Source organism: Dawidia soli, from assembly GCF_018598185.1.
GTDB classification, from domain to species: domain Bacteria; phylum Bacteroidota; class Bacteroidia; order Cytophagales; family Cyclobacteriaceae; genus Ohtaekwangia; species Ohtaekwangia soli.
Genome location: NZ_JAHESC010000024.1, coordinates 60,996 through 74,941 on the forward strand (window position 1 = coordinate 60,996; position 13,946 = coordinate 74,941).

At 53.1% G+C, this 13,946-nt stretch carries 15 protein-coding genes; 1 reads left to right on the top strand and 14 read right to left on the bottom strand.

Annotation, left to right across the window (positions count from 1 at the left end; genetic code table 11):
- Positions 1 to 21 precede the first annotated feature (21 nt).
- Positions 22 to 1,692 carry a carboxylesterase family protein gene (locus KK078_RS16920; RefSeq protein ID WP_254091483.1) on the top strand — a complete coding sequence of 557 codons (1,671 nt, stop codon included), beginning with the start codon at positions 22 to 24 and terminating at the stop codon, positions 1,690 to 1,692.
- Between the two features lie 429 nt (positions 1,693 to 2,121).
- Here KK078_RS16920 and KK078_RS16925 read toward each other — a convergent pair whose 3' ends face one another.
- The 14 genes from KK078_RS16925 to KK078_RS16990 form a co-directional block, all read right to left on the bottom strand.
- Positions 2,122 to 2,916: a hypothetical protein gene (locus tag KK078_RS16925; protein WP_254091484.1), complete on the bottom strand. Its 795-nt coding sequence runs from the start codon at positions 2,914 to 2,916 to the stop codon at positions 2,122 to 2,124.
- A gap of 803 nt (positions 2,917 to 3,719) precedes the next feature.
- A complete protein-coding gene (locus KK078_RS16930; RefSeq protein ID WP_254091485.1) occupies positions 3,720 to 4,118 on the bottom strand; it encodes a hypothetical protein in 399 nt (132 codons plus the stop codon).
- Positions 4,119 to 4,210: 92 nt separating this feature from the next.
- The gene (locus KK078_RS16935; RefSeq protein WP_254091486.1) at positions 4,211 to 4,828 is read right to left on the bottom strand and encodes a hypothetical protein; all 618 of its coding nucleotides are present in this window, start codon (positions 4,826 to 4,828) and stop codon (positions 4,211 to 4,213) included.
- Between the two features lie 511 nt (positions 4,829 to 5,339).
- Positions 5,340 to 6,284: a DUF4407 domain-containing protein gene (locus KK078_RS16940; RefSeq protein WP_254091487.1), complete on the bottom strand. Its 945-nt coding sequence runs from the start codon at positions 6,282 to 6,284 to the stop codon at positions 5,340 to 5,342.
- Between the two features lie 4 nt (positions 6,285 to 6,288).
- On the bottom strand, positions 6,289 to 6,912 hold the full coding sequence (locus KK078_RS16945) for a hypothetical protein (protein WP_254091488.1): 624 nt from the start codon (positions 6,910 to 6,912) through the stop codon (positions 6,289 to 6,291).
- A gap of 1 nt (position 6,913) precedes the next feature.
- Positions 6,914 to 7,297 (bottom strand): HNH endonuclease, encoded by a 384-nt coding sequence (locus tag KK078_RS16950; RefSeq protein ID WP_254091489.1) that lies wholly within the window; start codon positions 7,295 to 7,297, stop codon positions 6,914 to 6,916.
- A gap of 2 nt (positions 7,298 to 7,299) precedes the next feature.
- A complete protein-coding gene (locus KK078_RS16955; RefSeq protein WP_254091490.1) occupies positions 7,300 to 8,661 on the bottom strand; it encodes a DUF4236 domain-containing protein in 1,362 nt (453 codons plus the stop codon).
- Positions 8,662 to 8,686: 25 nt separating this feature from the next.
- Positions 8,687 to 9,022, bottom strand: coding sequence for a YegP family protein (locus KK078_RS16960; RefSeq protein WP_317195938.1), 336 nt, complete (start codon positions 9,020 to 9,022; stop codon positions 8,687 to 8,689).
- 19 nt (positions 9,023 to 9,041) lie between these two features.
- On the bottom strand, positions 9,042 to 9,383 hold the full coding sequence (locus KK078_RS16965) for a hypothetical protein (protein WP_254091491.1): 342 nt from the start codon (positions 9,381 to 9,383) through the stop codon (positions 9,042 to 9,044).
- A gap of 106 nt (positions 9,384 to 9,489) precedes the next feature.
- Positions 9,490 to 9,906, bottom strand: a complete 417-nt coding sequence (locus tag KK078_RS16970) for a DUF5763 domain-containing protein (protein ID WP_254091492.1) — start codon at positions 9,904 to 9,906, stop codon at positions 9,490 to 9,492.
- Complete coding sequence (locus tag KK078_RS16975) at positions 9,903 to 10,163, bottom strand: hypothetical protein (protein WP_254091493.1); 261 nt, start codon at positions 10,161 to 10,163, stop codon at positions 9,903 to 9,905. The genes KK078_RS16970 and KK078_RS16975 overlap by 4 nt, the downstream gene beginning before the upstream one ends.
- 111 nt (positions 10,164 to 10,274) lie before the next feature.
- On the bottom strand, positions 10,275 to 11,390 hold the full coding sequence (locus KK078_RS16980) for a toll/interleukin-1 receptor domain-containing protein (RefSeq protein WP_254091494.1): 1,116 nt from the start codon (positions 11,388 to 11,390) through the stop codon (positions 10,275 to 10,277).
- 87 nt (positions 11,391 to 11,477) lie between these two features.
- On the bottom strand, positions 11,478 to 12,194 hold the full coding sequence (locus KK078_RS16985; RefSeq protein WP_254091495.1) for a response regulator: 717 nt from the start codon (positions 12,192 to 12,194) through the stop codon (positions 11,478 to 11,480).
- Between the two features lie 4 nt (positions 12,195 to 12,198).
- Positions 12,199 to 13,905, bottom strand: coding sequence for a tetratricopeptide repeat-containing sensor histidine kinase (locus KK078_RS16990; protein ID WP_254091496.1), 1,707 nt, complete (start codon positions 13,903 to 13,905; stop codon positions 12,199 to 12,201).
- Positions 13,906 to 13,946 lie beyond the last annotated feature (41 nt).

Consider the following 13,946-nt stretch of genomic DNA (forward strand, 5'->3'; position numbering starts at 1 on the left):
ATTATTTACAACCCGATATTCATGAACCTACGCACATTCCTGACAACCCTTGCGCTGACAGCCCTGCTGCTGCCGGCGGCCCGCGCGCAGAAGCTGGCGCCTGGCCCCCAGGTGATGACCTTTTTCTCCTCGATCGACGACACCGAGCAGCCCTATGGTCTGTACCTGCCCCCGCACTACGACGAAAACAAAAAATACCCGCTCGTGGTCATGCTCCACGGCGCCGGCTCCAACCACCGCCTGTCGCTGCGCCGCGTCTTTGGCAAGAGCAACGCCAACGGCGAGAACGACGTAGAGGCTACGCTGTATTTTCCCGAATGGAAAGACGTCGACTACATTGTCGCCAGTCCGTATGCCCGCGGCACGATGGGCTACCAGGGTGTAGCCGAGCACGATGTGTACGATGTGCTGGCCGATGTCAAAAAACGCTTTAACATCGACGAAGACCGCACCTACCTCACGGGCCTCTCCATGGGCGGCGGCGGCACGCTGTGGATCGGCCTGACACGTCCCGATATCTGGGCCGCGTTGTTCCCGGTTTGTCCCGCACCGCCAAAGGGCACCGACGACCTCGCCGGCAACGCGCTGAACGTACCGATGTATTTCCACCACGGCGACCAGGACGGCGCCGTGCCCGTGGCCGTCTCGCGCGACTGGACAAAAAAACTGAAAGATCTCGGCGTCCATGTCGAGTATACCGAGTACCCCGGCGTAAACCACAACAGCTGGGAGAACGCCTATAAAGATGAAGCGGTCTTTGACTGGTTCAGGAAGTATACCCGCCAGCGGTTCCCGGACCGTGTGCTCTATAACTCACGCAACTATAAATATAACCACGCCTACTGGGTAACGCTGGACCAGCTTACGCCCGGCACGCTCGCCACGATCGACGCCGCCTTCACTGCGCCCAACCAGCTCACCATCAAAACCACCGCGCTGGGCGCCTTCACCTTACAACTGGCGGGCCATCCGAAGTTCGACGCCGCCAAGCCCTTACAAGTAATACTCGACGGCAAGAAGGTAAAAGTAACGACGGCGCCAGCGCTCTCTTTCCAGCAGCAGGCCGGCAAATGGGTCAACACAAAATATGAAGCGCCGGCGGGCGCGAAGAAGCCGGGTGCCGAGGGTCCGGTCAGCGCCGCCTTTGGCGAGCGCCATGTATATGTATACGGCACGGCCGGCAATCCGTCGGAGGCAGAGCTGAAAGCCCGTATGGATATTGCGATCCAAGCCGCTAACTGGTCGGTGTATCGCAATGCGTTCCTGGGCCGCATCATGGTGTTTCCCCGCGTGGTGGCGGACAAGGATGTACGCCCCAGTGATTTTGAAAGCTGTAACTTGGTGCTGTTTGGTACGCGCGAGACAAACACGCTTATTGGCAAATACAGCGAACGCTTACCGGTCGAGCTGAAGGCCGGCACAACGGACTACGGATTGTTCTATGTGTTGCCGGTTGACGGGCATTATGTCGTGATCAACTCCGGTTTGCCATGGTGGGCCATGGCGAAACAACAGCCGTTCCAGTTTGCGCCCGTGGCGATTGCCACGCTGGGTGACTTTAAAGACTTTGCTTTATTTAAAGGCACACCGGGTACGATCGTGTCGGACGGATACTTTGATGCCGGCTGGAAGTTGCCCGAAGCCGAACGCGCCAAGCTCGAAGCGAGCGGGGTGGTGACGTTGAAGAAATAGTACTGAACCAGGAATATTAAAAAAGACGGAGGGCGTGCATGCTCTCCGTTTTTCATTATAGCACGTCGGTATCAGAAATTTGTTTCGCCCTTACAGGGCTTGGTCGTTGGTTGTATTATACCTCCCAGGCCTTCAGCCTGGGCTATTTTGTTACGCCCTTTCAGGGCTGTATCTTCATTTATACTATAGTTTCGGAACATAACGTGGGCTGAGGTGTTGTGTTTCTTCTGTTCATATCACGTGGCTATTATTTGAATCTACCCACATTTATAGCCCCGAAGGGGCGTAACAAAATAGCCCAGGCTGAAGCGACAGCGCAGGCCTGGGGCGCAACAAAATAGCCCAGGCTGAGGCGAATGGTATGGTGACGTAAAAAAAGGGAGCCTGCGAGCTCCCTTTTTTTTTAGTTCCAGGCAGATGCTTCGAAAATTACGGTAGTACTGTCCAGCTGTAGTTGTCCCCGAGATCTTCGAGCTGTGTTACGGCTCCGGGCGAAGGCGGACCAACCCAACCCGTTCCGCTTTGATCGGCGAGTTTGAATTCGCCGCTGCGAGGGTTGTTGACGACGGAGGTGTGGATATTATCAATGAGTGCATTGATGGTCGCTACGGGGAGCGACGTATTATTGGAAAGCGTCGTTGCGCTGATGTCGACATAGTTAATGACATGGTTGGGAGGAAGCAGCAGCGTGGTGGTCTGCGGCGAACCGCGCAATGTAATCGAATTCAGCGCCGTGTTATGGCTGAGGTCGACAACAGCCGGGCCTCGTGCTACCGTGAGCTCGAAATACTGCAGCGCGGGCAGCGCGGATATATCGAGCTGATCCATCGCTGCGATGGAAGAGGATGTAGCCTGGAACGCGGTAACAGTCTCCAGGTCGCCTGTCACGGTAACCGGGTAGTTTCCCTCCGCGGTGTAATAGTGGTAAACGATAATATTATTATTTAACGTCCACACGTCGGTGGTACCGTCGCCCCAGTCGACCGTAATCGCACCGCTGGGGCCGTTTATCGAGAACACAAACGCAGGAATAGGAAAATCGATGTACGCGTTCATGGTAATCGCAGGCACCAGCAGATTTGATACAGAACCATGTCTGGCCGATGAAATATCCAGGGCATGGTCAGGGGCGCTGGAACCGTTCACGAGCTGCTCGTCGGAGCATCGCCACGATGTCACTGCGATCAGCAGGAACAGGGCGGTGTAAAGGATAACATTTCTCATAAAATATAAATGGATGATTAAAAATGATTTCACTAACTGGTATCATAGCGCACGACTGTGAATAGCACCTAAGGGTCAGTGAAAAATACAAAACAGATTATGATTAAAGGGCTTTCGTCCCTCTATTCATGAATAAATTTAGTCAGGAAGCCGTATAATCAGATAAATGTACCTGTTTCGCCGGAGAGGGGGCGCGAAACTCCGTTGAATGCAACGAAGCTTTTTAAGGTATATTCAATAATTTATATACTGAAGTCAACTTACAGACCAAGGTATCGAGGTAATCCAGGCCCCCTCCATTGCGTGCACGAACAGTCCGCCAGCCGTGCACAAGTCGCCCTCCCTTCGATCGAAAGACCCAATAGCTATCGGGTTGCGCTAGGTGTTAAGAAATATTAAAAAAGACGGAGGGCATGTAAACTCTCCGTTTTTTATTATAGCAGGTGGGTGTCAGAAATTTGCCGCGCCCTTACAGGGCTTGGCCGTTGGTTGTGTTATACCTCCCAGGCCTTCAGACAAATAACGCAACCACATCAAAGCCCCGAAGGGGCGCAACAAAATAGCCCAGGCTGGAGCGACAGCGCAGGCCTGGGACGCAACACCGCAAACCATCAAGCCCCGAAGGGGCGCAACAAAATAGCCCAGGCTGGAGCGACAGCGCAGGCCTGGGGCACAACACCACAACCCACATCAAAGCCCCGAAGGGGCGCAACAAAATAGCCCAGGCTGGAGCGACAGCGCAGGCCTGGGACGCAACAAAATAGCCCAGGCTGGAGCGACACCACAGGCCTGGGGCACATAGATTATACTCGCGACGTCACCGTCAACCGTTTCCGCAAGCGTAGCCACGCTCCCAGCCAGGCGCTGGGCCAGCCCAGTACTACCAGTGAAACAGGATACCAATGCGGTGGGATGTGCCACATAACGATCGCGCCGGTTACGCCCAGCACAAAGCCGATCGCCGCCAGGATCATGGCATGTTTCATGGGCTTATCCGGTGCCAACGCGGCGGTGATGTACGCACCGAGGGCGACGTACAGCTGCCGGTATAATACGACCAGGAGAATAAAGCCCGTGCCGTTGTCGGCAAACGGCAGCGTCATGATGCCGGTGCCTTCGAGTATGGCGTCTGTCGCACCGGATAGCACAAAGATGGCTGCCAGTCCGGCGAATACGGCGCCTATGCTTTTCCATGTTTTCATAAGGATTCCATTTTACACAACAAACTTACCACCTGGGCTCATCCTCCGGGCGCGGCATTTGTGACAACTTCGGGTGGTATTTAGGACAAGGCTTAATGGAGTACGTCTTCGAGCGGTACGGTGACGCCGGCGAGGATCATGTGCCGGTCGTTGCCGGTCAGGGCGTTATTGGTAGAGTATCCATATCCTAACGATGCATATCCCAGGAATGTAAACGACAGTGCATAAACACCTTCAAACGCCCGGGTGCCCTTACCGCTGCGGCGATAGAGCAACAACTGGGGCTCGATGCCAATGGGCTTCTTTACTTCGACCGTATAGCCGTCATATCGTACGCGTTCCCAGCGCACATGGGCGCCGGCGCCTACGATCAGACAGATCTGATAGGAAGAAGACCCCGACGATCGCGTCTCGTCGGAACCGGCGTTGAGAGACGGCGCCGCAAAGGCGGGCAACAGTACCATACGCTTCAGGTGGATGTCCGTACCGCGCGACGTGCCGATGGGCCGCACGCGGTCGCGCGACAGCCGCCAGCCCCGCGGGCGTGCTTCCTGGCTCGTGCGAAACACCCGCAGCGTTTCCAACTGCATCGGCGTAAAATCCGTGGTATCTACTTTTTCCAGCTGCGCGTACGCCCGCGGCATAACGGACAGGAAGAATAACAAGGTGAGAAGCGATCTCACCGGATACGCCCGTAGAAAGATGGCCATACGCGGTTAGGGTTAGGTAGAGTTTCTTTAACGAAACAATATTTATACCAAAAAGACGTCTGGGTCCGCGCTCCGCCTGGTATTGTTTGATGCAGGTTGGTGCAGTGGGCGCACGTTCCGGTTGTTGCGCCCTTACAGGGCTATACCTTCGCTTATACGCTATACACCCAGGCCTGCAGCCTGGGCTATTGTGTCTCGCCCTTTCAGGGCTATAGCTTTCTTTACTTGATGGCTGAGGCCGGCCTGTTTAATAGATCGACACGCTGGACAAGGCAAGTCTCTTTGTAGCAGACAACAACAAGGAAACGGAACACAACCAGCCCTGTAAGGGCATAACATACCAGCCCAGGCTGTAGGCCTGGGTAATAGGCAATACAGCGATATCAAGCCCTGTAAGGGCGCAACAATTTATGTACGCACCTGCCGGATTTGTTGCACCCCCTCAGGGCAATGCCTTCTTTTGCGTGTCCGATGCCGGTTGGGGGGTAACATCGTCGTAGGGGACCGCGGCCTACTCGGCCTGTTGTTTTAACAGATCGATTCGCCGGTAATGAAGCTCCATTTGTTGTTGCATGCGGCGGTCGTAGTCTGTCTCTGTTTCATACAATTTGCTCACCAGAATAAAGAGCTCCAGACCCAACAGAAAAATGAACCAAATGGACCAGGCGCAGGCCGATACGCCAGACTCCGTCAGCAGATCAAACATGACCTCGAGCTCGTCCAGAAACCCCACGTTGGCTTTGATATCGGCCTCGATCTGCGGCCGCAGACCGAGCAACAGGCTATCTTTTTTTGCCTTCTCTTTACGTAAAGAGATTATCGTTTTGTCCATGGGCTCCAGCAAACTCGCCTTGGGGTTAGGTACTTTTCGTTTAGACACGGTCACCACCTTCTTGCGGGCGCTATCATACGATATATCCTGTTCGACGATGGTCACAAATGCGTTTTTGACGACGTCATCCGCTATGTACTTCCGCTCGCCTTCCTTGGAAAGAATGATAGAATCCATCTCGTCCAGCTGGCGCTTCAGCTCCTCCGCCCGGCCCGGCAAGATCAATTTGACTTCCTCATCCATGCTGAATAACTTTCGTTTATCGATATCGTCCTTGAATAAATGTTGATCGATAATGACTGTACCGATCAATGCCATCGCTATGGCGATGACGCCGCGGAATACCTGAAGACCACGATTATCGCGCGACGACAGAATTACCTGCCGCTCTATTTGTATGATCAGGAATATCATGGCCGCCGCTCCTACCAGGCACACGTACCACGTTCCTTTTAAATAACGCTCCGTAAACGCATAGCCGATGACCATCCACAGCAAGCAAATGATCAGCAACGCCGACGTGTATTTCAACAGTCGCTTCTTCGACAGCTCGCTGCACGTGCTGAGGATCTCATAATTGATCCCCGTCAGGAAACATCCAAACTTTAACCACCCGTTTCTCATACCATTACAGGTTAGGTCTTTTTCCCAAAACAGCGTTGTAAGTAATGGCGGCAAAACCATTCCGGAACCCTTTTTTGTATCCCAGCACCAGGTTCTGACACAACCCCTTGCCTTCATTTGCATCCTTGCCGATCGACTCTACTTCGCGCATTTCTTCTTCCACGGTCTTTTTGTGTGTCACCAATTCATCCACGGTCTCCAGCATGCCGCTCCGGCTGCGAGAGTCGATGTGAAAATCGATCGTGCGTAGGTATCCCGTGTAATACATCTTCACCCGGGCGATCAACAGTTGCAGATCGTTGTTGATATACAATACGTTCTCCTCCATGTAGCTGGTATCCGGATTGATCAGCGCATCTTCATAGCCGCGCTTTTCCAGGTTTTGCTCCAGGTACTGGTACAAGGTATGAATGTCGTTGGTTGCGCGGGCCTGCGGCGGTTCCACCGCGGCCTTCGGCGGCTTGTTTTTGGAAGCCTCCACAAACACATGCTCCGGTACCTCCGGAACTGCCGTCCTGGCAACCGGCTCCTGGGAAGCAATGCTGTGCAGGGTCGAAACCTTCTCGGTCTTTACCTCGTCAACGGTACCCGTACCGTTGGAACTTCTCACAAAATTAAATAAGCTCATACTATAGATAGATTATGGGTACATGATACTGATTATGGCCACGCTGGTGGCAGCGCTCGCAGAGCGTGACCATCAGGTTGTCGGCATAGTCCCACGGCGCTTTATACTGCCGCAGCTGCACGATGTAATGATACTGGCGGTGGTGTACCTGCAGTTTCTCGCCTGCGGTGCAAATCACACAGCAATGATTGTCACGCGCCAGAATTTCAGCCCGGCGCGCAGACCAGCGTTTGTCGAACAACAGCTGCCCGTACGTGCCGTGCGCCTTCCCGGGCAATTCGATCCCGAGCTGCGCGATGATCTCTTCCTTGAAGTCGTAGTCGCCAAAGCGCGAGCGCGTCAGCGTGCTGTTGCGGATCTTACCGACATAAAACCGGCTTTCCATTGTCATGTTACTTTTTGCTGATACGCTCCGATCAATTTGATAAACTCGGCAAACCGGTCCATCGCCCCTACACGCGAGGTCATGATGGTATCGTTCCATCCTTGTTGGGATGTAAACGTGTATTCGGTATAGTTACAAATCGACAACAGTTGATTATCGCGAAAGCGCCGGTCGGGTTCACCGTTTTTGTTCAGGTATTTCCAGCGTTGTTCTACCACGGTGGCATCCGGGGGCAGTCCTTCACTTTCCTGAAACCGCACATTGCCGCGCATAACCTGGATATGTTTATAGAACACGGCTCCAAGCTGTCGCCCGCGCCGAAAGATGATCCGTTCGGGGAAAAAATAAAGTTCTTTATCCGGCAGCCGGATATAGGGCACCGAAACGTTTATGACCAGGTGGGGCGATGGGAGTCGGTGTGGTGAAATCTCTCGTATAACCTTACGGTTTACTGCCTGACTGGCACCTCCATGACGACGGCTGTCGTCCAGCGTCACCGCATCTCCGGTATGCCATACCCGGGCGGTGGACGCGAATTCCTGGAAGCATTCGATGAACTTATCGTACAGCGCACGCAGTCCATCATCCATGGTATAATTCACAAACATCGTTTTTCGTCGTTCATCCAGGCGCCGGATCCAGATTAGCAAAGCCACCAACAAAACCGCGAGCAATACCCCCAGTACGTATAGCACCGGCATTTTGTCCGCACGTGATTCGTACTGGCGTTTTGCCAATTCACGGCCAAGTCTTCCCATGCTGGCGTGTATGAAGCCCGCCGAATCTGCGCCGTGCCGATAGGTAACCTTGATCCAATCCTGAAAAGAAGTATCGATCACATCCAATCGTGTGCCTTGAAAAGTCATGCCCAGCGAACGGGAATGCTTATCCGGAAGTGCGCGAATATGCACCCTTCGCTTATCGACCGAAAAGATCGTCTTATGCTCTTCAGACACAACAAATTGTTCGCTGGCATAACTAATGTAGAATGCCATGGCGATCAGACTTGCAATAAGCACGGCCTTAAAAAAAGCGACTTTACGTGCCTTGGACTCCAGCTCTTCCACGAATGCCTGTGAGGTACTGTCCGTCAGACGATTCATGGCGGCATCGTCTTCTGCGTCACGCATATTGGCCTCGACCTCAGCCTGCTTCAGAGACCAGGCGTTGACAGCGGCAGCCTGAGCCCTCCCACCCAGCTTCTGACTATAATAGATTCCGCCGGCACCCAGCGTAACATGCGTGCCACGGCCACCAAACCTGATCCGCGCGCCTTTTACACCTGCAGACATGCTGAGCCCACGATTAGAGAATGTAAACCGGAACAGGCCAAAAGATTTGGATTTTCGGAAAGACCAAGCCATATAGACAGCGTTTACATAAAAATCCTTATGTCGTAATATCTTCCGTCGGGGCGTCTGGAGCAGTCCGTTTCACAGCCGCAATGCCATCCTCCCGGGCGGCACTGGTTTCATATCCTTCGCTTCGGCCAATGATTCGCCCATTCGCCGCGGTTAAATTGAATCTATAGTTCCTGGTAGCATCTGTCCGCTTATAGCGTTCGTCATAGGGTGCGTTTCGCTTAACGGAGTCAATACCTTCAGTACAAGCTGACGTTGAAGTATACCCTTCGCTTGCTAAGATGGGTTCACCATTCGCGGCTCGTAGTCGAAAATAAATTTGCTTGTCACTGCCCGTGAACATTTGAAATTTCGGATTTTTCATGGTTGTTATTAGTTAGTTGCTATTTACATCCGCACCCCTGGCCCGTCGTCCATTGGCAACATGGGCCGCCACAGCTATCTTTTTTCTTTCCCGAACATCCGCAGTTCGACGTGGTGGGACAGTTCGTACCCGGCGTGGTGCCGGGGGTTGTATTGGGATTGCTTCCGCCCGCCAGATGTTCGCAGGCCATACCGTCGCTGTCGTTGTCAAGCTCGCCCAGGCAGGACGGATCTTCATCAAAGGCCGCCTGCGCTTCGGCCTGCGTGGCGTAGTCATCACAGGTTTTGTCGGGACATACGGGAACGTCTGACGTGGAGCAGCGGGTGAACAACAGCAGGCTTAGGAAGATCGCGCGATACATGGGGTTCGATTCGTTGACGACAGGAAGTACGCGATGGCAGCGGACTTTTAAACAACGTACTTTCCCAGGGCTTCCGCCCATCTTCCTGACCCGGCATGGACCTTTCCTATTGATGCTGCCAGCAACGGCCGTTGGTACTGGCAGCGCGCTTGCAACGTGTGCCGGCTTTTGTCAGCGCGCTACACTGCGACGATGTCGCCGCTTTCTTATCCGGCTTCGGGTGTGCCGGTTTGGCCGATGGGGCCGGCGTCGTACGATCACCCGGTTTCTCCGGCGCGGGCGTAGCTTCATCGGCGTCAACCCCTTCCACTTCCGTAGGAGGGTTGCAGACACTGCAGGCATCATAGCCCAGCTCCAGGGCTTTGGCCAGGTCTATCTCAATCTTGCTGTGGCTGAGATAACGGCAGTAGGCATCGTGATACTTTTTCCCTGTTTTGGTAACATATACCGTCTGCGCCGCCACGGGTGGTGCGGTGCATGCCAGGAGCCAGATACACGCAAAAAACAACGTCAGCTTTCTCATGGGGCGATCACTCCTAAACGTGTCAGTACACTCGTAACAAAGATCCTGCGGGGATGCGGGGCGTTGCTGCGGTAGCAGAAATGGGTGATCGCGTCGCGAATGGCCAGCCGATCGAGATAGCCAAAGGCGTCGTGAATCTTGTCGACCAGGTAATCTACTTCCCATTTTTCGGTGCAAGAAAAGAAGCGGGCATCCTGCTGTTTTTGTTTTCGGTCGTCATAGTCGGACCAGTCGTCCAGTACTTTTGTCAAGCTCATAACACATAGGGGTTAACTATGTGCTAAAACTGTCTCGCCGCCAGAAGTCATGCCACCCGGCTTTCCGGACCAGAGGCTATTTCTTCCAGCAGGCTGCTGTGGCTTTCCACGTTACTTAATCTCGTGAAGTTCCCACGCGCCCCCTTTATCCACAAAAGTATACGTCTCGGTTGGCGGCAACGCCTGGATCGTTACCTGATGCCGCTTTGTATCACTTTCGGATCCAGGAAATTGCAGGACCGTATAGACCATGCGTATCCCTTCGGCATAGTTCACCGTGACCTCGTACTGACCGTCGTGGCTGGACGCCGTCGTCGTGTAGGTTATCGGGCGTGTATTATAAAAAATATAGGATGACCCATTCAAATAGACCTGGGCATCGGACATAAAATAGGCATTTGCCGGAACGAGCTCTTTCATGGGGTGTCGTAAGGTCATCTCCACGTTACGACGGCCGCTAATCTCCTTGTCCGGCGTAACCAATGTATACTCATTCCGATAATAGGATCTGGTCTTCCAGAAGCTATCATATAAAAAGGCGGCATCCGCCGACGTGGCCGGCTTACCCTGACTTCCGCGGGTAGCGTCATGCCATTGCTGGTCTACACCACGCTGTAAAGACGCCATACGGTGTTCGATCGTTTTATCGACAAGTTCTGCCGAAGGCCTCTGCCCGATCGTCAAAAGCACCCCGTACATAGCGGCTATACCCAGCGCAAGCAACGCCGCAATAAGTGTCCCCAACCGAACCGGGGAATTATATAAGGATTGCCGCGTCTTTCCCAGACGCCCCAATTTCGATGGCTTTGCGTCGTCTTGAATTACCTTGCATAATTTTTTTACAACAACATCAATCCCCGCCGACATCGGTACCCCCACCAAGTTCGCCATGGGAGGATAGCGGGCCGCAAGCTCCTCCGGCGTGATGTCATAAAAGACCGGGAGTACCGCCTTCCCTTGTCGCTGTGTCAATCGAAAAAACTCTCCTAACGCCCACGCCTTCCGTAAATATGTCGGACTTACAATCACTACACCAAAGCGACTCTGGTCTAATCCTTCGTAAATAGTTTCGGTTAGTTCGTCTCCAACACTCAATTCTTTACCGGAATACCAAACCTGAAGCCCTTCCGCACGCAACGCCTTGTCCAAATCATTCGCAACAGGAATCTTATCCTCCACCGCATGCGAGATGAAGACATCATACTGGTAGCGTTTAGGTCTGGCCATTCCCTTTCGTATTTAGCGTTAATACTCTACTAAACAGGAATAACACACAAACCCGCTTTCCGGGTACAACAGGTTCTTTTCCGAGGCTTAGCGGATGATTTTCAGCCTGCCTAACACTTCCTCGCGAAAGCCGTCGCTCATCTGTACCTGCTTCTTGCCCAGGTGAATAACGTTTCCATCCAGCGACGTAATGCGATTGAGATTGACCACATACGAGCGGTGCGCCCGCACAAAATCGTCATGCCCCAGCTGATCCCAAATGTGGTTCATGCTCGTCGAAAACGTATGCTCCCGGGCTTCGGTCACAATATTGCAGTAGGCGCGCTCCGCCTTCAGGTACAATATATCGTCGAGCTTGAGCCGGCTGAACACCTGGTTGTCCTCGCGCAGAAATACATGGTCCTTCTTCAACGGTCGCTTTGCCGCATGCGTGTTGGCATTCGTAAAGGCTATATCAATGGCCCGCACCAGTTCGTTTTCATTAAACGGTTTCGTGAGGTAGTTGGCGGGTTGCGTCTTCTTGGCACGATCCAGTGTCTTCGGGTCGGCAAAGTCCGACAGGTAAATCACCGGAATGTCGTGCTCCTGCGTCATCACGTGCGCCGCCGAGATACCGTCCATGGCTCCGGCCAATTCGATGTCCATCAATACCAGGTCCGGCCGGAGGGTCTTGACGGCCTCCATGGCTTCTTCGCCGGTGTCGTAGATCCCGGCCACTTCCAGTCCGTGTTTGCGTAGCTTGGCGGCAATGTCCTCGGCGATCAGGACTTTGTCCTCCACGATCAAAACGTTTATAGCAGTCATAACTTTATAGGGGTAATACAATCTGGTAGACCGTTCCGGCCTGTATCTCTACATCGACCCTTCCCTTCAGCTCTTTGATCAACATCTTTACCATCTTCAGCCCGAACGAACCCGAACCCTCGCGCGTCTTCTGCGGACTTATGCCTACACCGTTGTCCCGCACGTCGATCCGGATCTCGTCCGCTCCTTGTTCCTGCAAGCGGATCTCCAGTGTGGGCGCAGCGTGTTTGTCAAATGCATACTTCAGCGCATTGCTGACCAGTTCATTTAAGATCAACCCGATGGGTATAGCTTTATCGACATCTATGGCCACGGCGTCGCATTGTATCCGTAGCTCCAGTCGGCCATCGGTAAAGCCGTACGTATGCACCAGATAGTTACCCAGCTCCTGCACGTAATCCTGCATATCGATGGCGCGATGGTTATCGTCGCGGTAAAGTTTCTTATGGATCAGCGCCATCGCGTTCACACGGCTCTCGCTGCTTTTGATCGCCAGCAGCGCATCCTCATCCTTCACGTTCTGCGATTGCAGGCTCAATACACTCGACAGGATCTGCAGGTTGTTCTTCACCCGATGGTTCAGCTCCTTAAACAGTGTCTCGGCCTTCTTCTTATTTCGCTGGCTGGACCGGTATAGTAAGTATATCACAAACACGACAATGGTAACCGCTACGGCAACTCCGACGAGCCACCTGATCCAGGCCTGATGACGGACATCCTCCTGCTCCAGATCAGCGATGTATTCCAGGTTTTTAGCCGTCTGGTACCGAACATGGATTGCTTGCAGGCTTTTCGCCTTGTCTTTGTTCAACAAACTATCTTTAACAATCAACAATTCGTTCACCACACGTATCGTCGGATCGTTAGGGTGCGTGGCACGATACAATGCAAATCGTTGCTCCAACACCTGACGCAGATAATCCGGCTCTCCCTTCTCCCGCACCAGTACTTCGGCACGATCCAGCAAGACCTTCGCTTCAGCATACTCTTGCCGGCGTATATTTAATCGCGTTAAATTAAGAAGGGTTACTAACTGTCCGAGGCGAGCCCCGGCAGCGGTTTTAATGGCCAGTGCTTCCTGTAAGAAGGAAGCGGCACGTGCATCATTTCCCAACGCCATGTAGGTTTCTCCCAGCAGACCCAACGTATTTCCGAGCGCGTTGGTATCACGCGCGCTGCGCTTTATATTTTCAGCGCGAATCAGACACGCCAGCGCGCTATCGTATTGGGTGAGGTACAGAAAGGTTTCGCCTTTATTATTGAGGGATATGGCAATGTAATCATCGTCGCCGGTGACCTGCGCGGCTTGCAGCGTCCTATTAAAGTATTCGAGTGCCTGCTGATAGTCCCCGGCTTTGGTACAAACACCGCCGATGGTATTGTAACAGACAACGAGGTAGCGCATCGGTGGCTGACGCTCGAGATAATCCAGCGCGTTCAAAAGCGTATCCAACGATTCCCTATAAAGACCGATCTCTTTATAGGACATGGCCAGATTGATCTCTACGGCCATAGCGTAATAGTCCTGATGGAGTCGCTGATAGAGACGAAGTGCGTCACTATAGCGATAAATGGCACTATCCATCATGCCCCGGTAATGAAACAATGTGCCCAGGGCGTTGAGTGACGAAGCATTCAGCGTATCATTATTGGACTTATAACGCGGAGACAACGACAACTTGTAATAGTGAAAAGCACTATCATATTGCATCGTGCTATCATAATGGTAACCAATATGAGACAACCACAACG

What these genes read in the sequence shown, in the direction of transcription:
- KK078_RS16940 (WP_254091487.1), bottom strand. Translation starts at nt 6,284, where the DNA reads ATGAGAAACGGGTGGTTAAAGTTTGGATGTTTCCTGACGGGGATCAAT.
- KK078_RS16990 (WP_254091496.1), bottom strand. Translation starts at nt 13,905, where the DNA reads ATGCAATATGATAGTGCTTTTCACTATTACAAGTTGTCGTTGTCTCCG.
- KK078_RS16925 (WP_254091484.1), bottom strand. Translation starts at nt 2,916, where the DNA reads ATGAGAAATGTTATCCTTTACACCGCCCTGTTCCTGCTGATCGCAGTG.
- KK078_RS16955 (WP_254091490.1), bottom strand. Translation starts at nt 8,661, where the DNA reads ATGGCTTGGTCTTTCCGAAAATCCAAATCTTTTGGCCTGTTCCGGTTT.
- KK078_RS16935 (WP_254091486.1), bottom strand. Translation starts at nt 4,828, where the DNA reads ATGGCCATCTTTCTACGGGCGTATCCGGTGAGATCGCTTCTCACCTTG.
- KK078_RS16930 (WP_254091485.1), bottom strand. Translation starts at nt 4,118, where the DNA reads ATGAAAACATGGAAAAGCATAGGCGCCGTATTCGCCGGACTGGCAGCC.
- KK078_RS16980 (WP_254091494.1), bottom strand. Translation starts at nt 11,390, where the DNA reads ATGGCCAGACCTAAACGCTACCAGTATGATGTCTTCATCTCGCATGCG.
- KK078_RS16945 (WP_254091488.1), bottom strand. Translation starts at nt 6,912, where the DNA reads ATGAGCTTATTTAATTTTGTGAGAAGTTCCAACGGTACGGGTACCGTT.
- KK078_RS16965 (WP_254091491.1), bottom strand. Translation starts at nt 9,383, where the DNA reads ATGTATCGCGCGATCTTCCTAAGCCTGCTGTTGTTCACCCGCTGCTCC.
- KK078_RS16950 (WP_254091489.1), bottom strand. Translation starts at nt 7,297, where the DNA reads ATGGAAAGCCGGTTTTATGTCGGTAAGATCCGCAACAGCACGCTGACG.
- KK078_RS16960 (WP_317195938.1), bottom strand. Translation starts at nt 9,022, where the DNA reads ATGAAAAATCCGAAATTTCAAATGTTCACGGGCAGTGACAAGCAAATT.
- KK078_RS16970 (WP_254091492.1), bottom strand. Translation starts at nt 9,906, where the DNA reads ATGAGAAAGCTGACGTTGTTTTTTGCGTGTATCTGGCTCCTGGCATGC.
- KK078_RS16985 (WP_254091495.1), bottom strand. Translation starts at nt 12,194, where the DNA reads ATGACTGCTATAAACGTTTTGATCGTGGAGGACAAAGTCCTGATCGCC.
- KK078_RS16920 (WP_254091483.1), top strand. Translation starts at nt 22, where the DNA reads ATGAACCTACGCACATTCCTGACAACCCTTGCGCTGACAGCCCTGCTG.
- KK078_RS16975 (WP_254091493.1), bottom strand. Translation starts at nt 10,163, where the DNA reads ATGAGCTTGACAAAAGTACTGGACGACTGGTCCGACTATGACGACCGA.